Raw genomic sequence first — 21,517 nt, forward strand, 5'->3', positions numbered from 1 at the left:
TCCTATGTTTTCAGGCTTATCTCGCGCGCGGTCGCCGCCGATTGCGTCGCACATTAAAGTTTCGTCATCTGCAATTAAGCACGGCTTCATCACTCACCATCACATTGCTGCGTCTTCGGCGTTCGGCGCACCTGCGGACGAGGCCGGCTGCCGCTCAGCCACCCGATGCTTGAGGTCGATCCGGTCGCGCGAGGAAATGCCGAGCAGGTCGGCCGCGCGCCAGACGACGTTATCCTCGAACTCGCTGACCTCGCCATCCGCGTATACCAGTTCCCACATCATCTCGATGATGCGAAGCCGGCCCTCCTCGTTCACCGAACGCATGATGACGCTGGTGAAACGATAGAGATCGACCGCCTCACCTTCGGCCCGCGTCGCCGACGCGATCAAATGATCCGCCGTCCCGGGATCGAGCTTGAAGCGGCTCTCGATCAAACTGTGCAATTTGCGTTTCTCGATCGCGCTCGGCTCGCCGTCGAGCGAGACGACGTGAACCAGTAGTGCAGTCGCCGCGAGAAGATAGCCGGTATCATCGAACGCGAGATCTGAATCCGCGCTGGGTGCAACGATGTCGGCAATGAATTGGCGCAGTCCGTCGAGCATCAATCTACCTGCAAATTCGAAGAAGCTGTTGAGCGAATATGGGTCGAAGAGCTGGCCTTCGCAATCCGCGCGTGGGTCGCTGACAAGGCACGCAGATTAAATCGGCGTCACGTTGAATGTGACGGAAATTTCTGCGCTAAACCTAGGCAGGGCTCAGAACCGCCACGGCGAGCGGCTTTCGCTTTCTGCTGAAGCGAGCCCGCGGTCGAGGGTTCGACCTTGCTGCTTCGGAAAGACATGTCCAATCGGGCAAAGTCCGACTCGCGCGATTCGCCGCACGCTGCGAGGTCGATAATCTAATTGCAAGTAATTCGCATTTGCATTAGAGAAGAGCTCGCTGTTCCAACAAGCGATTTTTCGAGGAAACGATCATGGCCTCCTTCCGCTTCGCACTTGGTGCTGCCGTTGTGCTCGGAATCGCTTCGGGAGCTGCGCTTGCGGCAGGTGACCTGTCGCGACAGACGCCGATCGAGGTGACGGTCGATCTCGGCGCGCCCGGCAAACACGAATTCGCGCCAAAGCAACTCAAGTTTGAAACGGGCAAGCTTTACAAGCTAATCCTGCGCAATTCGAGCAACGATCCGCACTACTTCACCTCGCACGCGTTCTCGCAGATGGTGTTCACGCGCAAGGCGCAGGTGACGCAGCAGCAGAACGGCAAGACCGTTACGCTCGCCGAATTCAAGGGCGCGATCCGCGAGATCGAGGTCTACCCGGGACAATCCGCCGAATGGTGGCTGGTGCCGATCGCAGCCGGCCGTGCCAGCGACCTGCGCTGCGACATCAAGACCAGCGACGGCAAGACCCACGCCGAACTCGGCATGACCGGCGAGATCGTGATCGAGTAGCGCCGTTTAGGGTATCTCGTACACCACCATCTTGTCGGCGATGCCGCGCAGTGCCGCTTCCTTCTGGATCGGCCGGATCGCCTGCTTCGCCAGGATCGTGGCCACCGCGGGCGATTCGATCACAGGCCCGGTGATGTGGATCTCCTGCGAGGTCGACAGGCTCTGCACTCTCGATGCGATGTTGACGGTCTGGCCGAAATAATCCTGCCGCTCGTTCAGCATCACCGCCAGGCACGGACCCTCGTGGATGCCGATCTTGACGATCAGGTCCTCCCGGGCGCGCTCGACATTCAGCTTCGCCATCGCCGCCCGCATGCGCAGGCCCGCAACGATCGCATGTTCCGGCCTGATGAAGGTCGCCATCACGGCATCGCCGATCGTCTTCACGACCGCGCCCTTCTCCGAGGCGATGATTTCGAGCAGCGCGTGGAAATGCGCCCGCACCAGGTCGAAGGCGGCGAGATCGCCGACCCGCTCATAGAGCGCGGTGGAGCCCTTGAGATCCGTGAACAGGAAGGTCAGCGAGGTGATCTTGAGGCGCTGATCGACGTTGAGATTATCCGCCTTGAAGACGTCGCGAAAAGTCTGGTTGGACAGCATCCGCTTGGCGGTCAGGATCGGCTTGCGCTTGCCGAGCAGCTCATGGAGCGTGTCGTTGGCGACCCAGACCGCGGGCAGCACCCGGTGATCGGTCTGGTTTTCGAGCGACAGCCGCAGCGGTCCCGGCCGCATCACCGTCGAGCCCGTAGGCGCCTGCAGCTTGTTGAAGACGATCGAAAACTGTTGCCGCTCGCGGGTCGGCTCGCCCTGGACATCGAAGAAATGCGCCGAATGCGTTACCGGCTCGAACACGATCACGAACTGGTTGGGTAATTGCAGCGACAGCACCGCCTTTTCGCCCGCCGGCAACTCGATGGCTTCGAGCGAGACTTCATCGATGAGCCGCTTGATCGATTCCTCGCTCAGGTCCATCCCCGAGCTCCAGAACATCTGGCGGTTATATTCCCAGATCGGCAGCGTGTTGGGATCGTGTGCGGCAATGCGCCTGACGCGCGGGCTGACCGTGAATGCGACCTCGACGCGGTCGTCGACCGATGCCTCGTAACCTTGCGCGCATAGCGCGCAATTGTAATCGTCGTGGCGGAGGGATTTCAGGGTGTCGTGCGCGCCGAGCACGCCACCGCAGCCGGGACACAGCACATTCCAGGTGAGATCGAACAGCCCGAGCCGCGCCGAATGCAGGAAGGCCGAGATGACCTTTTCCTCGTCGAGCCCGTAGCGCGCAGCAAAATCCAACAGGTTGATCCGGTTGAGGTCGCGGTCCTCGCCCTTGGCGATCAGTTGCGAGATGGCGTCGACCACCGCGGGATCGGCGGTCTGCTTCAAGACTGCGAACTGGGCCTGGGTATCGCTCATGGTGACAACCTAGATGACGCTCCCGCAGCGACTGCGCAAGGTGCGCTTTCTTCTCTGACGCATTTTCTTCGCGCTCTCCGGCAATCCCGGATCAAAAAAAGACTACAGAGGCGTGATCACAAATATCGGCGAACGGTCGGGCTGCGTCGTCACCACGCCGATCGGCATCACCGGCTCCTTGTCGAACAGCGTGACGCGAAACGCGCCGATCATCTTCGCCAGCGCCAGCGTGGCTTCAACCAGCGCAAAATGCGCGCCGATGCAAACACGGGCGCCGACGCCGAACGGCAGATAGGCGAAACGGTCGGGCGGCGTTCCCGTCATGAAGCGGGACGGGATGAACGCGCTCGGATCGCGCCAGAGTTTCTCGTGCCGATGCAACAGCCACGGCGCGATCAGGACAATGTCGTTCTTCTTGACCGGCAGGCCGGCGATCTTATCCGGCCCAATCGCCGCGCGTGCGATCAGGAACGCCGGCGGATAGAGCCGCATGGTCTCATCGATCACCGCGCGGGTGAATTTCAGCCGCTCGATATCGAACGCGCCGTTGACCGTCGCGCCCTGCACTTCGCTCGCCACCTGCTCCTGCGTGGCAGGATCGAGCGCCAAAAGATAGAGCGCCCAGAACAGTGCGGTCGCCGTCGTCTCATGGCCGGCGAGAATCATGGTCGCGACCTGATCGCCGAGTTGTTCGTCGGTGAAGGCCTCGCCGGTTTCCGGATCGCGCGCGTCGCCCATCAGGTCGAACAGGTCGCGCGCCGGCCCGCCCTGTTGCTTGCCGGCGGCGCGGCGTTCGGCCATCAGCATGCCGACAAACGCGGTCCATCGCTTGCGGAAGCGGCTGCGTGCAATGTCCTGCGGGCTTGGCCAGCTCAACGGCAGCAGCAGATCGAGGAAATGCGGGCGCGCCAGCCGCTCGCCATATTCCATCACGAAATCGCGCAAGGCGGCGCCATGGCGATCCATCCCGAACGAGAACATGGTGCGCCCGGCGATCTCGAGCGCCATCCGTTGCATCGCCTCGCGCAGGTCGACGTGCCCATTGCTGGCGGCTCTGAGCTTGGCGACCGTTTCGTCGATCGCCGCCAGCATGTGCGGAACGAGCGGCATTACCGCGCGCGGCGTGAACGCCGGCGCCAGCGTGCGGCGCTGATGCTTCCACGCGCGTCCTTCGGCAATCAGCAGGCCTTCGCCGAGGATTGGACGCAGCACCCGGATGCCGGCCGGCGTGCGCGTATAATTCTCGTAATTGTCGACCAGCACATGCTTGATCGCATCCGGCGCGTTGAGAATGAACGTGCTGCGTCCGAAGAAGCGGCCCTGGACGATATCTTCCTCATAGGCCCGCTGACCCCAGCTACCGATCGGGCTTTCGCGGATCGCCTTCATCCGCCCGAACACGGTCATGTCGTCGGGCGCCCGCGGCGGGCTCGGCGGCACCAATGGAGCTCGCGCAACCGTCATGTCGTAGGTCTCGGCTATGCTCATCGGCGCCACTCTCGTAGCCCGGATGAGTCAACGGGTCGCGCGAAATGCGCGCCCGATGACAGGTTCCGCGATATCCGGGACCAACGCCCCCGCATATCGCTTCGCTCATGCGGGCTACGGCTCCAACTATGTATTCGATCCGGGCGCCACAAAGGCGCACCCGTCAGGAAACAGCTAATAAGTCAGTTCGGCAACCGCAATCCGGTTCTCGGAGGCCGGCCAGGCCCGTGCCACGATCCGCTCGGTGTTGAAGATGGTCACGACGGGCCTGCCGACCTCCGACGCCGGAAGCCGCAAGGTGGTGACCGAATCGGCCGGCACGCCTGATTTCACGTCCTTTGGCTCCTTGCCGTCGATCAGCACCACATCGCGTGGCAAGCCGAAATAGCCCCGCGGGCGCGACATCAGGACCACCGCCCCCGCACCGGCATCGGCCGTTCCGAGCGGGCGTGCGGCGCGCAGATGCACAATCTCGGAAGAACGCGGAAACGGCGAGCGATAGATGTGCGTCGTGGTCGAACCGGCCGATGTCAGCACGATTTCCAGATACCAGGTCGGGTTGACCTGCGCCGGACCCCAGCGGCCATCGGCGCCGGTCTGCGAAGAGTGGATCAGGCCGCCGAGCCGTTCACCGGTCTCGGCAGAGACGCGATAGATTTCGACCATTGCGCCGGCCACAGGGCGGTTGGTGACGACGCCCCCCGGCGAGCCCGTCACAAGTCCGCTCAGTTTGACGTCCGCTTCCGGCACGATCTCGATGCGTAACGGCTCCACGCCAGCGATAAATTTATAGATCTCGCGAAACGCGCGCGGATGAAAGGCGACTTCGCGGTGATCAAGCGCGCCGAGCACCAGATTGGTCGCGCCCCTCAGCGCAGGACCATCTGATGTCACGCCGGTCGGCGTGCCCGGCTTGCCGACGAAGCGTCCGTCGGGTTGCGCATATTTATCGTTGCCGTCGCTGCGCAAAGTGAGAAACGCCGTGCCCGGCGTCGCCTCGCTGTCGCCTTCATTCAGGCCACGCAAAAATGGGCCGCGGCCGTTGAACTCGTTATTGATGCCGTCACCCCAATCGTAGATTCCGTGATTGGGAACGCCGCACAGCACGGCGTGGCTCACATCAGCTCCGCCGCCATTTCTGATGTAATTGCGGATCGAATAGCCGCCGCGCGAATTACCGACCAGGGCGATGCGCGCGGCGCCGGTACGACGCTGCAATTCCTTGACGGCCTCGCCGAGCTCGCGGCGCTGGTCTTCGGTCGAGGAACGGTTCGGTTGCTCCACTTTGTCGTCACTCCGCGCCAGCGGGTCGGTGAAATTGATCGCCAGCACTCGCTCGCGCGGCACGCCATTCGATTCCATTCGCCACAGCGTCGTGATCCAGAGCGCCGCATGGTCGCCATTGCCATGCACAAACAGGATCGGCGGAACGGCTGCAGGCGCGGTCTGCGCCCGCGCCTGCAGACCGAGGAGCGGAAGACCGCCCGCCAGCAAGGGCAACGCTCCGGCACTCTTGAGGATCAACCGCCGCGACAGCCGCATTCCGAAACCTCCCGTTGCTTTTCAATACCTTAGCTGTGCGATAGCACCCCCGATGGTGCTGCTTCGACTGGACAGGCCGGCGCTTTCGCAGGCATCACCTTACATTCGAACGGAATCAAGCCGGTGACAAAACGCCAACGGAACCGATCATGACCGACCAGCCGAAACGTTCGCGTCTTGCAACAGACGGGATCGCAGCGCCGTTGCGGCACGCGGTGTTCCGGCGGATCTGGCTCGCCAGCCTCGTTTCCAATCTGGGAATTTTGATCCAGGGCGTCGGCGCGGCCTGGGCGATGACGCAGATGACTTCTTCGGCCGACAAGGTCGCGCTGGTGCAGACCGCGCTGATGCTGCCGGTCATGCTGATCTCGATGCCCGCAGGCGCTATCGCCGACATGCACGACCGCCGCATCGTCGCGCTGGTCTCGCTCGGCATCGCTCTTGTCGGTGCAACCGCGCTCACGGTGCTGGCGTGGCTCGGCCTCGTTACGCCGAACATCCTCTTGGCGCTGTGCTTCGTCGTCGGCAGCGGCATGGCGCTGTTCGGGCCGGCCTGGCAGGCCTCGGTGAGCGAGCAGGTGCCGGCGGAGACACTGCCGGCGGCGGTCGCACTCAACGGCATCAGCTACAATATTGCGCGCAGCTTCGGTCCGGCGATCGGCGGCATCGTGGTCGCCACATCGGGCGCCGTAGCCGCCTTTGCCGTCAATGCGGTGCTGTATCTGCCGCTGATAGTGGTGCTGTTTCTGTGGAATCGCGCCAACGAGCCGTCGCGCCTGCCGCGCGAACGGCTTAACCGCGCCATGGTCTCCGGCGTGCGTTACATCACCAATTCGCCATCGATCAAGATCGTGCTGACGCGCACGCTGGTCACCGGCATCATTGGCGGCTCGGTCTCGGCGCTGATGCCGCTGGTCGCCCGCGATCTCCTGCATGGCGGCGCGCAAACCTACGGCATCATGCTCGGGGCCTTCGGCATGGGCGCGGTGTTCGGCGCGCTGAATATCGGCGAGGTGCGCCGGCGCATGAGCGGCGAGGCCGCGGTGCGCGCCTGCGCGATATCGATGGCCGGCGCGATCGCGGCGGTCGCCCTGAGCACCAACGCGGTCCTGACGGCGATTGCGCTCGTGCTCGCCGGCGCGGTGTGGATGCTGGCGGTCGCTCTGTTCAATATCGGCGTGCAGCTTTCAGCGCCGCGCTGGGTTGCGGGCCGCTCGCTGGCGGCTTTCCAGGCGTCGATCGCCGGCGGCATTGCGGTCGGAAGCTGGGGCTGGGGACACCTCACCGACCTCGCCGGCGTGGAGATCGCTCTCCTGGTTTCGGCCGGGCTGATGCTGATCTCACCCCTGCTTGGCATCTGGCTGCGCATGCCGCCGGTCGGCGCGCGCAACGAGGATGCCACCGAACTGCTTGCCGATCCCGAAGTGCGGCTGTCGCTCACGGGGCGCAGCGGACCACTGGTGGTCGAAATCGAGTATCGCGTCGCGCAGGATAACGCGCGCGCGTTTCACAATGTGATGCAGGAAGTGCAGCTCAGCCGCCAGCGCAACGGCGCCTATGGCTGGTCGATCGCGCGTGACATCGGCGACCCCGAATTATGGACCGAGCGCTACCATTGCCCGACCTGGCTCGATTATCTGCGCCAGCGTAACCGGGCGACGCAGTCGGAGCGCGCCCTGCACCAGCGCGCGATCGACTTTCATCTCGGGCCGGAGCCGATCCGCGTCCGTCGCATGCTGGAGCGCCCGTTCGGCTCGGTCCGCTGGAAGGAAGATACCCCCGACCGCGCCGCCAACGAGGTCTTGCCGGTAGTCGCAACCGCAGCAGGCAGCAGCACCTGATCAATCGGTAAGGGCGACGCGGCGCGGCTATTGGGCGCAGAATGGCGCGGGAATAAATCAGCCCAACTTGATTCAGCGTATTGCCGACACCGCGCTACCAATTTCCTGCGACTAAAGTGCAAGATGCCGGCGCGCATTCGCCCCGCCGAACGCGAACAGGTCCTGCTTCGCGCCTGCGAAATGGCAACGTTGCCCTGCCGCTTGAGCGATTCATAAGGAGCACGCGCACTTCCCGCTTGCCAAAATGCCGCGCAAGCCTTTGACTTGTCGTTGAGACAAACAAGCCTGCGGCGACAGCGGGCGACATCTCAACCGGGAGGAACTCATGAGCAAGCGTAGCGATACAAAAACGACGCGGCGCCGTTTCCTGACGGCCGCAGCCGCCGGCGGTGCGGCGATTGCGATGCCACAAGTCAGCCGGGCGCAGACGGCGACCCTGAAGATGCAGGGCTCGTGGGGCAAAGCCGACGTCTTCAACGAGATGGCCGAAGACTATGTGAAGCGCGTCAACGAGATGGCGGGCGGCCGGTTGCGCATCGACTATCTGGTGGGCGGCTCGGTCGTGCACCCGTTCCAGGTATTCGACGGCGTGCATGGCGGCCAGATCGACGCGGCACATACGGTGACAGTCTACTGGTATGGCAAGCACAAGGCGGCGTCGCTGTTCGGCACCGGTCCGGTGTTCGGCTTCAATGCCAACGAAGGCCTTGGCTGGATACACAACGGCGGTGGCAAGGAGCTGTTTGAAGAGCTGCAGACGCAGATCATGAAGGTCAACATCAAGAGCTTCTTCGCGATGCCGATGCCGACCCAGCCGCTTGGCTGGTTCAAGAAGCCAATCACCAGCGATGCCGACCTGAAGGGGCTCAAGTATCGCACGGTGGGTCTGGCCGCCGACCTGTTCCAGGTGATGGGCGCCTCTGTCGCACAGCTTCCGGGCGGCGAAATCGTGCCGGCCATGGAGCGCGGCGTGATCGACGGATTCGAGTTCAACAACCCGACCTCGGACAGGCGCTTTGGCGCACAGGACGTCGCCAAGAACTACATGTTGGGCAGCCATCATCAGGCGACGGAATACTTCGAGATCATGTTCAACCGCACGAAATACAATGCGTTGGCGGCCGAACAGAAGGCGATCCTGCAGTATGCCGCAGAGGCAGTCTCCTCCGCCAACGAATGGAAGGGGATGGACTACTACTCCAAGGACCTGCAGGAACTGATCAACAAGGACAAGGTCAACGTTCAGCGGACGCCGAAGTCCGTGTTCGATGCGCAGATCAAGGCGTGGGACGGCTTGATCACTCAGCTTGGGTCAGATCCATTCATGAAGAAAGTGATGGACTCGCAGAAGGCATGGGTGCGCCGCGTGGTTTACTACAACATGACCAACGCGACGGACTATCGTGGCGCCTTCGAGCATCACTTCCCGGGCGTGCTCAAGGTGTGACGACCTTCGCGGCGCGTTATCGGCGCTGCGCGGTATGAACCAAGGGTGGCGCGGTTGACGCGCCGCCCAGCCAGCAACTGGGGGACGTCAGGATGTGCCACTTGCCGCGAGTTCAGCTCGCATGAGGAAATTTCTTTTTTTCATCGATGAACTCAGCACCTGGGTCGGCAAGGCGTTCGCCTGGCTGATCCTCGTGCTTACACTCGGCGTCAGCTACGAGGTGTTCATGCGCTACGTGCTGCGGGCGCCGACCACCTGGGCATTCGACATCAGCTACATCACCTATGGCGCGATGTTCCTGATGGCCGGCGCCTATACACTCTCGCGCAACGGCCATGTGCGCGCCGACGTAGTCTACCGCCTCTGGTCGCCGCGCACCCAGGCGACAATGGACCTCATTCTTTACATCCTCTTCTTCCTGCCCGCGATTGCGGCGTTGATGTATTCGGGCTGGAATTATGCCGACATGTCGGTGCGCTTCCGCGAAGTCAGCATCTTCAGTCCGGCCGGCGTGCCGGTGTTTCCGCTGAAGGCGTTGATCCCGATCACCGGCCTGCTTCTGTTTCTGCAAGGGTTCGCTGAAATCATCCGCTGCGTACTGTGCATCCGCACCGGCCAATGGCCACAACGCCTGCACGACGTTGAGGAAACCGAGAGCCTGATCATCCGCGAGCGTCAACAGCATCAGGCTGCGGTGGAGCCGAGCGAGAAAGGAGCCGGCGCATGACCGACCCTCAACTCGGCATGCTGATGCTGGGGCTTTTCATCTTCATCATCATGCTCGGCTTCCCGATCGCCTTCACGCTGATGGCGATGGGCGTCTCGTTCGGCTATTATGCCTACTACACTCCCGGTCAGGAGTTCTTCCAGAACCGCATCTTCACGCTGCTGGTGCAGAAGACGTTCGAGGTCACGTCCAGCGACGTGCTGGTGGCGGTTCCGCTGTTCCTCTTCATGGGCTATTTGATAGAGCGCGCCAACATTCTCGATCGCCTGTTCTACTCCCTGCAGCTGTCGATGAAGAACGTGCCGGGCGCGCTGGCGGTAGCCACGCTGATCACTTGCGCGATGTTCGCCACCGCCACCGGCATCGTCGGCGCCGTTGTCACGCTGATGGGGCTGCTGGCTTTGCCCGCCATGCTGCGAGCCGGCTACGACACCAAGCTGTCGGCAGGCGTGGTCTGCGCCGGCGGCTGCCTCGGCATCCTGATTCCGCCGAGCATTCTCCTGATCGTCTATGCGGCCACCGCCGGCGTTTCGGCGGTCAAGCTTTATGCGGCCGCGTTCTTTCCGGGGTTCCTGCTGGCTCTGCTCTACATCCTTTATGCGATGGCGCGCGCGATCATCAATCCCGCGCTCGCACCGAAGCTGCCGCCCGAGCAGACTAACGTGCCGATCCGCACGGTGATCTGGGCGCTCGCCACGTCATTCCTGCCGCTGGCGCTGCTTATCGTTTCGGTGCTCGGCGCGATCCTGTTTGGGCTGGCGACGCCGTCCGAGGCGGCTGCGGTAGGCGCCCTCATGAGCATCGTGCTGGCGGCCGCCTATCGTTCGCTCAACTATACGATGATGCGCGAATCGGTATATCTGACCGTGCGTGCGACCGCGATGGTCTGCTACCTCTTCATCGGCTCGTGGACGTTTTCCGCGGTGTTTGCCGTCCTTGGCGGACAGACGGTGGTCGAGCAGTTCTTCGCCTCGATGAACCTGTCGCCGATCCAATTCCTGCTGTTGACCCAGGTGATCATCTTTCTGCTCGGCTGGCCGCTGGAATGGACCGAGATCATCATCATCTTCGTGCCGATCTTCCTGCCGCTGCTTCCCAACTACGGCATCGATCCGATCTTCTTCGGCATCCTGGTCGCACTGAACACGCAGACCGCGTTCAATACGCCACCGGTTGCGATGGCCGCCTTCTATCTGAAGGGCGTGGCGCCGCCGGAGGTGAAGCTCACCGACATCTTCTCCGGCGCGCTTCCCTTTGTCGGCCTGGTCTTCTTCACTATGGCACTGGTCTACATCTTCCCGGAAATTGCGTTGTGGTTGCCCAGCTATCTCTACGGATCGCGGTGAGCCGGCCCGGTAAAGCGCTGAGGGGGTTCGCATGAGTCTCAATGCGCTCGGGCTTGCGGAAGCGGCGGCCGGCATCCGTGACGGCCGGCTGAGTTCGGCGGAGCTTGTCGCCGACTGCTTGAAACGCATCGAAGAGGCCGATCGCGACGTCGAGGCGTGGGCATTCCTCGATCGCGACTACGCCATGCGGCAGGCCGAGGCCGCCGACGACCATCGCAAGCAGGGCAAGGCCACGGGCCCGCTGCATGGCGTGCCGGTGGGGATCAAGGATATTTTCGATACCGGCGACATGCCGACGGAATTCGGATCAAGCCTGTGGGCGGGACGCACGCCGCGCAGCGATGCGGCGGCCGTGGCACGCCTGCGGGCGGCAGGAGCCGTGATCCTCGGCAAGACGGTGACGACCGAGTATGCCTATTTCAATCCGGGCAAGACCCGAAATCCGCATAACCCGGCTCACACGCCGGGCGGATCGTCGTCGGGCTCCGCCGCTGCTGTCGCGGCGCTGATGGTGCCGGGTGCCATAGGCTCGCAGACCAACGGGTCCGTAATCCGCCCCGCCGCTTTCTGCGGGGTGGTCGGTTTCAAGCCGACACACGGTCTCATTCCACGGAGCGGCGCGCTACTGCTATCGCGGGCACTCGATCATGTCGGCGTGTTTGCGCGCTCGGTCGACGACGCAGCACTGCTGGCACAGACGCTTGCGGGTTTCGACGAGGAAGATCCGGATACGCGACCCCTCGCCCGTCCTCCCTTCGTCGATGTGGCGGCAAGCGAGCCGCCATTGCCGCCGCGGTTCGCCTTCGTTCACTCGCCCGCGTGGAAGCACGTCGAGCAGGTGACGACGGAGGCGTTTGCCGAACTGGTTGAAGAGCTCGGCGAGCACGTTTCCGAAGTCGAGATCGGCCCGAGTTTCGACCGCGCCGTCGACATGCACCGCACCGTCATGGAAGTGGAGATGGCGCACAACCTGCATCGCGATTTCGAGCAGGGTGGCGAGTCCCTGAGCCAGATGCTGCGCGCGTTGATCGAGCGCGGGCGCCAGGTTCCGGCCGTCGACTACACGCGTGCCTTGGCCGGCAGCGCGTCGCTCAACGCGGCGCTCGACGGCGTGTTTGACGAATACGACGCGATTCTGACCCCGTCTGCACCTGGCCCAGCGCCGCGTGGCCTCGATAGTACCGGCAACCCCGTGTTCTGCTCGATATGGACTTATCTCGGCACGCCGGCGGTTACGCTGCCGCTGCTGCAATCGGAAAGCGGCCTGCCGATCGGCGTTCAGTTGGTCGGGCGCCGCGGCAACGATGCGCGGCTCCTGCGGACGGCCAACTGGCTAATCAAAACTCTCGGAAAACGCAGCCGCGGCAGAGCCGCGCCTGCCAAGACCAGTGCGCGTCGCGCGAAAACAAGGAGCGACAGATGACGAATTTGATCACCGGACTGATCGGCGTTGCCGGCGTCTGCGCGTTTCTCGGCATCATGCTCTGGTGGATCAAGGCGGTGCCGCTGATCATCATCTGCGTGCTGGTGATGGGGCTGTTGATTTACGATTTATATCAATCGCTCCGCGCCAACGGAAACGGAGCGGGATAAGTCGCGGCCGCCGCGGCTGTCTACTGCCCATGCCTCGCGAGCGTCTGCTGGCAGCCCTTGCTGATCTTGGCACGGTTCTGCTTCAGACACGCGAGCACGATCTGGTCGCCATCCTGCATATGCGCCCGGCAGTACCGCGAGACGTCGCGCGAGCAGGCATCATGCCCCTTCTGCCGGTCCTGCTGGGACTGGGCCGCGGCGGCTGACGCGATCAAAACCAGGGGAACAACGAAAAGGATCTTGGTCATTTTGCTATGCCTTTACACCGGGAGAACGCAATCAGCGCTTTCTATAGCGGTTTCCAGCGATGTGCATACCGGTTCGCGTCAAGAAAACGCGTCAAAACAGGAATCGGGCGCTGAAATCTGGGCGGCAACGCAATTGTGAATGGGGAAAGTGCGTTTGGTGGAACGCCTGCGTCGCATCGCCGCAAGCGTTTCCCGGGGAGCCGAAGTAGGCCGGCTAGTGCGCGGCGAGCTTGCCCTTCTTCGCCGCGAGATCGCGATCCATCACGGTGCGGCAGCCCGCACTCAGGTCGGCGCGATGCTTGATCATGCAAGCGGTGATCTTCGGAATATTCGGGATTTCCGAGCTGCAGAGGCGGAATGCGTCGCCGGTGCACATCTGCTGCTGCTCAGAGGTGAAGGCGAAGCTCGCGGTCGACGAAGCGGCGGCGAAAGAGGTGGTCATGGCCAGCACCAGACTGATCTTGCGAACGGCATTGAAGAACACTGCGGTCATTGTCGGCTCCTGTTGGCTCGGCAAGCGAGCCCGTTGTTGATGTCAGGAGCATGCGCCGGGAACCGCGGGGGCGACTGTGACTGACCTCACTCGCGCATAAGGCTCTCATCTCCTTCGTCTAGAGCCTTTTTGGCTCTGATTGAATCAGAACCGGGGCTCTAGATTCTTGTTTTGACGCGTTTTCTTGACGCGAACCGGTGTCCACTTCGCTGGAAAACGCTCTGACCGCCGCTTGTTCGCGAGACGTTAAGACATTGTTGGCATTAATGGCCCGTTGCGTGTGTGTACCCCGAGTATGTGGAAAGAGTAGCGATGCGTAATGCGTTGGGCCTGATGCTGGCCAGTGTAGTGACGGCGCTGGTGATCACCGGCGTTTGGTTCTGGACCTCCTCGCCGCGGGCCGACGCGGCTGCACCCCAAACCGTCGCCGCCCGCGCGGCCGAGCCGGCACCCGCCGCAGCCAGGCCCGCACTGAGGGACGACGTCGAAACCACGGCCTCGCTCTCGAAGCCGGCCCCTGCCCCCCTGCCTGTTCCCGCAGTCCAACCGATGCGATCGGCCTGCGCCAATCCCGACGCACTCGGCGTCAGCCGCACCGTCGTGATCGACACCACCGGCGGCCCCGGCTTCGGCTTCCTGCAATACAAGCAGTTCGACTTCCTGACGGACAAGGAGGTCGTGCTGACCTTCGACGACGGCCCGTGGCCGACCACGCCCGCCGTGCTCAAGGCGCTATCGGACGAATGCACCAAGGCCGTGTTCTTCCCGGTCGGCAAGCACACGACCTATCATCCGGAGATTCTCAAGCAGGTCGCGGCCGCCGGCCACACCATCGGCTCGCACACCTGGTCGCACGCCCATCTCGACAGCAAGAAACTGACCGAAGCGCAGGTCAAGGAAGAGATCGAGAAGGGCTTTAGCGCCGTGAAGATGGCGCTGGGCACGGCTCCCGCGCCGTTCTTCCGCTTCCCGGGGCTCGCGCACACGCAGGCCGCGCTCGGCTATCTCGGCACGCGCAACATCGCGATGTTTTCAGTTGATGTCGATTCCAACGACTTCAAGTCTTCCGGTCCCGACCAGGTCATCCAGAACGTCATGACCAAGCTCGACAAGCAGGGCAAGGGCGTGATCCTGATGCACGATCTGCAGAAGAGCACTGCGATTGCGCTGCCGACACTGCTGCGCCGCCTGAAAGCCGGCGGCTACAAGGTCGTGCAGATGAAGGCCAAGGAGCAGCTCGAAACCCTGCCCGAATATGACGCGATGCTGGTCAAGGACCAGAAAATGCCGGCGGTCGCCAGCCGCCCGATCAGCAGCGTGGTGCAGACGGTTTCGCAGTAAGCCGACAGGCTCAGGTATCATTCAACAAAAACGCGCCCTCGGAATAGGCCCGAGGGCGCGTTTTGCTTTGGCAATGCTTACCAATAGATCCCGTGGCGATGCAGCTCGCGGACGATGCGCGCTTCGATCCAGTGGTGCTTGCGGCGCGGCTTCATACTCCTGGACATTGAGGCCGTTCTCCGGAACGCGGGCCTCGCGGGCGCGGCGTTCACGGACGCAGCCGCGGCGGGCCGATATATCCTGGTCGCCTTGGGCGTGGCCGTCTTGTTCGTGTCAGTCTTCGGCGTCTCAGCCTTCGGCTCGATCGCCGGCCGCTCGACATATTTCGGCGGTTCCGGCGGCTGCGGGGCTTCAGCGGTTTTCGGCGCATCGACGGCCTTCGTGGGCGCCGACTCGATGCCACCCAGCGACAAGCTCCGATCCCCAGCCTGAGCCGCGGCGGATGCCAGAACGAATCCTGCGATGAGAATGAGTTTACGCATGTTGGTGTCTCCCCTTGAGGTCGAGGCAGAGACTAGACCAGGCAGGCGGTCCGTTATGTGAGACAGGTCACGCAAACGCATCCGCCAACGAGCGCCCATCGTTCAGGAAATTTTCTGAAAAAGCGTGGTGCCGCAAACAGGACTCGAACCTGTGACCCCGTCATTACGAATTAGAGGGTCCGTAATTTATTGAGATTACTCACGATTTCCAAAGTATCAAAAACCAGCTTGCTGTAAGGGTTTCCTGCTTTACCGTCGTCCCTTAAGATTACCCGTGATTCCCGCCCGGTGGTTACTCGGTGGTTCCGTGGTTCCTGAAGGACGCTCGGCAAGTGGCAACTTCCCAGATCACCAAACGGCTCCTTGACAGTCTTAAGCCGCGCCAAGGCGAGTATTTCGTTTGGGACGGCTCGCTATCGGGCTTTGGTGTGCGGGTTCAATCCACGGGCGCGATGTCCTATGTCGTGAAATATCGCGCCGGCAGCGGGCGCAGCGCCCCTACGAGGCGTCTCACGCTGGCGAAGGCCGGCACCATCACGCCTGACGAAGCCCGCACGCTAGCTAAGAAAACCCTTGGCTCTGTCGCCCACGGTGCCGATCCGGCAGCCCAGCGGGCCGCTGACAAGCGCGCGTCCACCCTCGCGGAGGTAGCTGAGCAATTCCTCACCGAGCACGTTGAGGCGAAGCGATCAGCATCATCCGCAAAATCATACCGCGATTTGCTTCAGCGGCTGGTCATACCGGAACTAGGCAAGCGCAAGGCTGAGAAAATTACTACGGCTGAAATCCAACGGTTGCACAGCAAGCACAGCCGCAGTCCCTATCAGGCCAACCGGTTGCTACGGGTTCTGAGCAGCCTATTCAGTTTCGCCGCCAAGACGCACATTGTGCCTGTCGGCTTTAACCCCTGTCGCGGTATCGAACATTTCCCGGAAGAAGGCCGCGAGCGGTACCTGACGACAGTTGAGCTTGCACAGATCGGGGAAGCGATCCGGGAGGCCGAGACGATCGGATTGCCCTACACGGTGGACGCCACCAAACCCAAGGCCAAGCACGCGCCGAAGGAAGCCAGCCGCCGCACCGTGATTGGACCGCATGCCGCCGCCGCCCTTCGCTTGCTGATCTTCACAGGAGCCCGGCTCCGGGAAATCCTCCATCTCAGGTGGGGACAGGTCGATTTCGAGCGAGGGCTCCTGTTGTTGCCAACCAGCAAGACTGGCAAGAAAACCATCGTGCTGAACGCGCCGTCCTTGGCGATCCTGAATGCCCTGCCCCGGAGCGGCGAATACGTCATCGCGGGAACGTCGGTTGATAGCCCGCGCTCCGATCTGAAGAAGCCGTGGAAGGCTGTGGCGGCCCGCGCGGGCCTGACTGGCGTTCGCATTCACGATTTGCGCCATACGCATGCGTCTGTGGGAGCGGGTGCTGGATTGGGGTTGCCGATCATCGGCAAGTTGCTCGGTCACACGCAGTCCGCGACCACCGCACGTTATGCGCACCTCGATAACGATCCACTGAAGAAGGCGTCGGAACACATCGGAAGCCGGTTGGCTGCTGCGATGGGTGAAGTCAAATCTCCACGCGCGAACGTCACCAGCATATCGAAAGCGAAACAATCGAAGAAACCGGCGCGGCTAGGGTAGCTCCCGAAAAGCTGGTCCGCACCAGCCTGCCGCGTCGTCACCAAGCGGATGCACGAGCGGAGGTGCGAATGTTCCCTTTGTCGGCAGAAAAACTGTCTCTTCGCGAAATTGCAGACTTCTGGTCACGCGAAATCCACCCTCCTGCATCGAAGAAGGAACTGCTGGCTAAGCTGGAATCTGCATGGTGGCTTGGCGAAATCACCGGCGATTCGGCCGGCGCGCGACTGAGATATCTCGGGAAGATTTTCGAATGGCAGAAGCTACCCGGCCCGCAGCCCGTCGTTTTCACTACGCCGTCTGACGAGGGATCAGAAACACCCCATCGCCTCGCGAACGGCGAGGTCGTCGTCGACATACGGCCCAGAATAAGCGTGCCCCGAAAGAAGAATAGTTGGTCCGAGGACTCATGTCGCGCCGCGTTCACGATACTGGCAACGATGCCTTCCTATGAGTACTTTCCAGAACTCAGCTTGGGATTGCTCTACATCGAACTTACAGAGGAGGAATTTTTTGGATGGATTGATAAGCGAGGTTTTGACCCACCAAAGTTTTGGAAAAGAACAGCCGCGGTGGATGTCGCCCAGGCATCGGACATCTTAATCAATTCGCAGGTCGCGCCAACGTTCCCGACGACTGGGAGGGGTGCAAAAACACGAGCGATTCTGCGAGCGTATAGATCACTCTCATCTAACGGCATGATTCACGAGGGGACCACTTCACAGCGACGAAATGACCTCATTTTGGATAAGTTGAGGAGCGAAGGCCACAAGCCGCTACCGCACGAAAGGACGATTGGACGAGCGATCAAGGGCCTCAAGGAATGCTGATTGGCGTGATGTCTCCAAATGTCGTCAAATGTCGCGAACGACCGCATGACGAATACCAGAATCCGTCCCACTACTCCTTTCATCGGCGGGCATTGCTCCGCGAAGATGCGAGGCGCAGATGGATACCCTTCTCAAGGATTCTGTTAAACACGATCGTCTGCTAAGGCGGACGGACGCGGCCAAGTACGTCAGCGACACCTATGGAATCCCCTGTTCGCCAAAAACACTGGCAAAAATTGCTTGTGCAAGCTCTGACGGGCCACCCTTTCGGCTGGCAGGTCGCACGCCGTTGTACCCAACGTCTGGCCTCGACGAATGGGCGCAGGGCAAGATCGGGCCGTTGGTTCGGTCAACTTCTGAGGTCCACCGCCCGTCGTCTCGCAAGGTCCGCGAGTGATGACCGAGGTCGTCATCATCGTTTCGCCGTCCTTTGATCATCGCGGCAAGCGCCGTCATGGCCGGTTCGACGCCCGCCTCAAAGACACCGACGAGGTGATTTGCAGTGCCACGCGGCAGCCGCTGCTGGACGGCAGTCGGGTTCTTCTCGACAAGGGGCACGACCCTTCTATCGTAATCCGTATGGCGTACGCACATGCGCCAACAGTGATTACCAGTTGGGCAGTCATCGGCGTGGCTGCGCAGTATGACGTAATGGGCGAGAAGTTTGTCCGGCGAAAGAAGACTGCAGGGCCTATGCCGGGCGCACCGATCAAAATCGACGTATCGGCCGGGCCGAGGGCCCGCTCCGGAACGACGGCGGCTCCGCGGGATCGGCATAAGGGTTCGGCTAAGCTTACAGCAGCGCCGCCGATTTACTTGCCGCCGACGGTGTTGCCGGTCCTACTCCCAGTCAGAAAGCGAAAGTGAAAACGCCGACGTGAGCGCCAACTCACGTCGGCTGAATGTCGTCCCTCAACCGCAAAGCAGAGACACAACGATGCCGAAGATACCGCGCAATGGCTTACAAAGTCAGCTTTCTTTTGATCTCACTTCACTCGGCCAATATGCCATCAGTCGTGACGCCGTCATCTTGACGCCGGGTGGACGCCACGTTCAGCGTCTTACCGGTCTCCCCGCCAGTCTGGCGAATCTCTTCGCTGAACTGAATGGAATTGCCCGATCTCGTTGATGTTGCCGTGGCAAGTCCCCGCCGACGCGGCAGCCAATACAACCCAACGACCCACCGGCTGCGGGAAGTCGAACGCATAATTGCGTACCGGCACGGGATTCTCCGGGTCACGGAAGATGCCGACGTCTTTCTCCTCCAAGCAGCAAAGCAACTTCGCCGGAATCTCAAAGACCGACGCGGCCTTCCGACTAGTGACGAGGTGCTGGACCGTCTGACAATCTGGGCGGAACGTTGGGCACACTTCACTCCAGTCGAGCATCTTCATGAGATAGCCGCTCGCGTGATGCGCCAGCCGGCCATTGAAAAAGCTGATGCGCTCGCAGTTCTGCTGCACCTGACCTACGCCGAGCGCCAATACCTAAAGATCACCACCATTGGCGCATGCGATGTCAGCAGTGCTAAGAGGCAATTGCTAAGAAAGCAAAGGAAGCGCGACCGCGACCGCATTCGAGCTGCCGAGAAACGGCTGTTAGCAGGGGCGCGACCACGGGCCGAATACCTGGCGACCAGTCTCACTGCCGCTCGCCCGTGGGTGAATGAGGGAATCTCCCGGAAGACGTGGGAGCGGAGGCGAAGACTTCTGGCTGGAGCAAATGGCGCAACTCCATCGCATACCAACTGAACGCAGAATGCTGAGCGACGCACTTGCGACTAGCATGGCCAATGGCTCCTGTTGCCGCAATTCCCGTTGGGTTGGAGGCTTACTCCAGCCAAGCCCGATTAGCGCCGAGCTGATCGGTGTCGCGTGCCTGCATGGAGAGGACCATCGCTTCGATCTCGTCCAGGAGGTTCATCATTGGAGATGAAACGCATCGAGTCCAGTAACAGAATGGGTGGAATGCATGCAACGGATACCCTTCGAGCTTGGGCTTCAGCTCAACATCAATCGACTGATCAGCGATGGCCTCATTCAACCTGGAAAAGTGACTCAGCTGTCAGATTTTCATTGGCTGGACGAAGGCGACGAGAGAGCCTCAGCGCGCATCGAAGCCGACCTCACAAGTCCCTCGCCCGAGGAAGCGCGGCACGGCACGATGCGCATTCATGCCAACTGGATCAATCAGACCATCCGGCTCGTCGGCTGCCCGCGTCATTTTGGTGGGTTACAGTGCTATTTTGTTTGTCCCGCTCAAGACCGGTACGTTTCCGTACTATGGTCGCTCCCCGGTGAGAGATTTTTCGCCGGGCGCAAGTCCTTGGGCAAACAGTAGCCAGCTCGCGGATCGCATCGATGAGCGACTGCGTAGACTAGACCGTGAGAGTGACGATCGTCGCTCTTGACACTTTGGGCGCACTAAATCTCGATCCTCAACAAGTGAAGCAAGATGAAACGCAGAAGACCGCCGCTGACGGCGCAGTCGCAGCGGGAATTCCGGAAAAGCAGTCAAGTTGAGGTTGAAAGTCGATCAGTAAAGCGACGCCAAACCTGGGAACGGTAATTTGGAGGGAAATTATTATGTCTAAAATGAACGACGGCGAAACCGGCAAGCCCGCCGGGTCCGGCTTGTTTTCTCTGCTTTTGGGTGTCGCTTCGATTCTTCTGGTATTCATATGCTGGCTTTTGGCAGTGGACATCAGAAAGATTAGGCCAGAAGTCGTACTTGCGGTGTGGACAATAGCATCAGGGAGCCTCATGGCCCTATGGGGTATTCGCCGCTATTTCAACGTGAAGTCAAAAATAGGCCAACCGACAATAAACGCATGGGTTGCGATTTTCGCTGTAACCTGCACGATTTGGGCAATTATCGCGGAAAAATGAAAATCACCCGGAACGCTTTCGAGTTCCATCAAACGATGTTCTGACCGGCACGTGCTCGCCCGGCTCTCGGGTTCGCCGCACGTCCGGCACAACGGTTATTGGTGCCGGCTCAGGCATCACCCCAAGCAGCGGTCGAATTGCAGGCAATAAGGTTATCGGGACAGCACGCGTTGGCGGTCCGTGCAAGCAAAAAGCTCCGCAGCGATGAGCTATTACATGTTTCGCCTCATCGATCGAGACCATATGCTGTGAAAGTTCGATCTTTGGGATTACGAACAGGTCAAGACGAACGCGCCGCGCATCCAGGAATTCTGCGACGGCCCCCACCACGCGGCATGCCGACGGAAGCGACCGGCGGCCCCTGGCCCGAAGGATGGATCGAAGTTCTTGAATTGTGGATGGACAATAATTTTCCGCAGCTTCTTCTCACGCTAGGGCAATATACAGTGCAGCAGATTGCGGGCGGGGGAATTGTCCTTGCCGTATCCATTCCGCTCGACAATGGCGCTGCAGAGGCTTGGCTTGAACGAGAACTGTCCTCTCGTGAACAAGTCGAATACACCGTCTGGATGCGGCCCCCTTCGCAAGGGCTCAGTAGGCCGGCCAAGGTGGCTCTGCACAAAGAGATCCTGTCTGGACCAATCGACAAGCTATTTATCAACGACGCTGCCGGCCTTCACGAGATAGCGCTACCGAGTTGACTGGGGGCGCCGAAGACGCGGCGGACCCTTAGTACATCCAACT

General features: G+C 61.4%; 22 protein-coding genes. 14 read left to right on the forward strand and 8 right to left on the reverse strand.

From position 1 onward, the window contains the following. Positions 1-99: 99 nt before the first annotated feature. Positions 100-603, reverse strand: coding sequence for a TerB family tellurite resistance protein (locus IVA95_RS34505; protein WP_213250723.1), 504 nt, complete (start codon positions 601-603; stop codon positions 100-102). Between the two features lie 371 nt (positions 604-974). Between IVA95_RS34505 and IVA95_RS34510 the strand changes: the two genes are divergently transcribed. Continuing rightward, positions 975-1,451, forward strand: coding sequence for a hypothetical protein (locus IVA95_RS34510; RefSeq protein WP_213250720.1), 477 nt, complete (start codon positions 975-977; stop codon positions 1,449-1,451). Between the two features lie 6 nt (positions 1,452-1,457). Here the strand turns inward: IVA95_RS34510 and IVA95_RS34515 are convergent, their stop codons facing one another. The 3 genes from IVA95_RS34515 to IVA95_RS34525 all read right to left on the reverse strand — a co-directional run bounded on the left by IVA95_RS34515 (position 1,458) and on the right by IVA95_RS34525 (position 5,897). After that, entirely contained in the window at positions 1,458-2,867 is a 1,410-nt protein-coding gene (locus IVA95_RS34515) for an adenylate/guanylate cyclase domain-containing protein (RefSeq protein ID WP_247514573.1), read from the reverse strand. Between the two features lie 102 nt (positions 2,868-2,969). Continuing rightward, positions 2,970-4,355: a cytochrome P450 gene (locus IVA95_RS34520; RefSeq protein ID WP_247514574.1), complete on the reverse strand. Its 1,386-nt coding sequence runs from the start codon at positions 4,353-4,355 to the stop codon at positions 2,970-2,972. A gap of 174 nt (positions 4,356-4,529) precedes the next feature. Beyond that, positions 4,530-5,897 carry a hydrolase gene (locus IVA95_RS34525; protein ID WP_247514575.1) on the reverse strand — a complete coding sequence of 456 codons (1,368 nt, stop codon included), beginning with the start codon at positions 5,895-5,897 and terminating at the stop codon, positions 4,530-4,532. A 149-nt stretch (positions 5,898-6,046) separates the two neighbouring features. On the opposite strand from IVA95_RS34525, the gene IVA95_RS34530 reads away from it, so the two are divergent. The 6 genes from IVA95_RS34530 to IVA95_RS34555 all read left to right on the forward strand — a co-directional run bounded on the left by IVA95_RS34530 (position 6,047) and on the right by IVA95_RS34555 (position 12,851). Beyond that, positions 6,047-7,738 carry an MFS transporter gene (locus tag IVA95_RS34530; protein WP_247514576.1) on the forward strand — a complete coding sequence of 564 codons (1,692 nt, stop codon included), beginning with the start codon at positions 6,047-6,049 and terminating at the stop codon, positions 7,736-7,738. Between the two features lie 325 nt (positions 7,739-8,063). Then, a complete protein-coding gene (locus IVA95_RS34535) occupies positions 8,064-9,185 on the forward strand; it encodes a TRAP transporter substrate-binding protein (protein WP_247514577.1) in 1,122 nt (373 codons plus the stop codon). A gap of 121 nt (positions 9,186-9,306) precedes the next feature. Then, a complete protein-coding gene (locus IVA95_RS34540) occupies positions 9,307-9,912 on the forward strand; it encodes a TRAP transporter small permease subunit (RefSeq protein WP_247514578.1) in 606 nt (201 codons plus the stop codon). Continuing rightward, complete coding sequence (locus tag IVA95_RS34545) at positions 9,909-11,258, forward strand: TRAP transporter large permease subunit (RefSeq protein ID WP_247514579.1); 1,350 nt, start codon at positions 9,909-9,911, stop codon at positions 11,256-11,258. Before IVA95_RS34540 ends, IVA95_RS34545 begins: the two co-directional genes overlap by 4 nt. A 31-nt stretch (positions 11,259-11,289) precedes the next feature. Next, on the forward strand, positions 11,290-12,681 hold the full coding sequence (locus tag IVA95_RS34550; RefSeq protein ID WP_247514580.1) for an amidase: 1,392 nt from the start codon (positions 11,290-11,292) through the stop codon (positions 12,679-12,681). Continuing rightward, positions 12,678-12,851, forward strand: a complete 174-nt coding sequence (locus IVA95_RS34555; protein ID WP_247514581.1) for a hypothetical protein — start codon at positions 12,678-12,680, stop codon at positions 12,849-12,851. Before IVA95_RS34550 ends, IVA95_RS34555 begins: the two co-directional genes overlap by 4 nt. Positions 12,852-12,871: 20 nt before the next feature. Here IVA95_RS34555 and IVA95_RS34560 read toward each other — a convergent pair whose 3' ends face one another. Both IVA95_RS34560 and IVA95_RS34565 read right to left on the reverse strand, forming a co-directional pair. Beyond that, positions 12,872-13,099, reverse strand: coding sequence for a hypothetical protein (locus IVA95_RS34560; RefSeq protein ID WP_247514582.1), 228 nt, complete (start codon positions 13,097-13,099; stop codon positions 12,872-12,874). 214 nt (positions 13,100-13,313) lie between these two features. Further along, positions 13,314-13,541 (reverse strand): hypothetical protein, encoded by a 228-nt coding sequence (locus IVA95_RS34565; protein WP_247514660.1) that lies wholly within the window; start codon positions 13,539-13,541, stop codon positions 13,314-13,316. A 363-nt stretch (positions 13,542-13,904) separates the two neighbouring features. On the opposite strand from IVA95_RS34565, the gene IVA95_RS34570 reads away from it, so the two are divergent. Continuing rightward, positions 13,905-14,933, forward strand: a complete 1,029-nt coding sequence (locus IVA95_RS34570; protein ID WP_247514583.1) for a polysaccharide deacetylase family protein — start codon at positions 13,905-13,907, stop codon at positions 14,931-14,933. A 77-nt stretch (positions 14,934-15,010) separates the two neighbouring features. Here the strand turns inward: IVA95_RS34570 and IVA95_RS34575 are convergent, their stop codons facing one another. After that, entirely contained in the window at positions 15,011-15,415 is a 405-nt protein-coding gene (locus IVA95_RS34575; protein ID WP_247514584.1) for a hypothetical protein, read from the reverse strand. 299 nt (positions 15,416-15,714) lie between these two features. Here IVA95_RS34575 and IVA95_RS34580 point away from each other — a divergent pair, with 299 nt between their 5' ends. The 3 genes from IVA95_RS34580 (at position 15,715) to IVA95_RS34590 (ending at position 18,752) form a co-directional block, all read left to right on the forward strand. Further along, the gene (locus tag IVA95_RS34580; protein WP_247514585.1) at positions 15,715-17,058 is read left to right on the forward strand and encodes a site-specific integrase; all 1,344 of its coding nucleotides are present in this window, start codon (positions 15,715-15,717) and stop codon (positions 17,056-17,058) included. 68 nt (positions 17,059-17,126) lie between these two features. Next, positions 17,127-17,885 carry a hypothetical protein gene (locus tag IVA95_RS34585; protein ID WP_247514586.1) on the forward strand — a complete coding sequence of 253 codons (759 nt, stop codon included), beginning with the start codon at positions 17,127-17,129 and terminating at the stop codon, positions 17,883-17,885. 396 nt (positions 17,886-18,281) lie between these two features. Continuing rightward, positions 18,282-18,752: a hypothetical protein gene (locus tag IVA95_RS34590; RefSeq protein ID WP_247514587.1), complete on the forward strand. Its 471-nt coding sequence runs from the start codon at positions 18,282-18,284 to the stop codon at positions 18,750-18,752. 194 nt (positions 18,753-18,946) lie between these two features. Here IVA95_RS34590 and IVA95_RS34595 read toward each other — a convergent pair whose 3' ends face one another. Next, positions 18,947-19,369 (reverse strand): hypothetical protein, encoded by a 423-nt coding sequence (locus IVA95_RS34595; RefSeq protein WP_247514588.1) that lies wholly within the window; start codon positions 19,367-19,369, stop codon positions 18,947-18,949. Positions 19,370-19,856: 487 nt separating this feature from the next. Between IVA95_RS34595 and IVA95_RS34600 the strand changes: the two genes are divergently transcribed. From IVA95_RS34600 to IVA95_RS34610, 3 genes are all read left to right on the forward strand, one after another. Further along, positions 19,857-20,225, forward strand: a complete 369-nt coding sequence (locus IVA95_RS34600) for a hypothetical protein (protein ID WP_247514589.1) — start codon at positions 19,857-19,859, stop codon at positions 20,223-20,225. A 245-nt stretch (positions 20,226-20,470) separates the two neighbouring features. Further along, positions 20,471-20,773 carry a hypothetical protein gene (locus IVA95_RS34605; RefSeq protein WP_247514590.1) on the forward strand — a complete coding sequence of 101 codons (303 nt, stop codon included), beginning with the start codon at positions 20,471-20,473 and terminating at the stop codon, positions 20,771-20,773. A 335-nt stretch (positions 20,774-21,108) separates the two neighbouring features. Continuing rightward, positions 21,109-21,474, forward strand: a complete 366-nt coding sequence (locus tag IVA95_RS34610) for a hypothetical protein (RefSeq protein WP_247514591.1) — start codon at positions 21,109-21,111, stop codon at positions 21,472-21,474. The last annotated feature ends 43 nt before the right edge of the window (positions 21,475-21,517 follow it).

Source organism: Bradyrhizobium sp. 157 (assembly GCF_023073815.1).
Classification (GTDB): Bacteria; Pseudomonadota; Alphaproteobacteria; order Rhizobiales; family Xanthobacteraceae; genus Bradyrhizobium.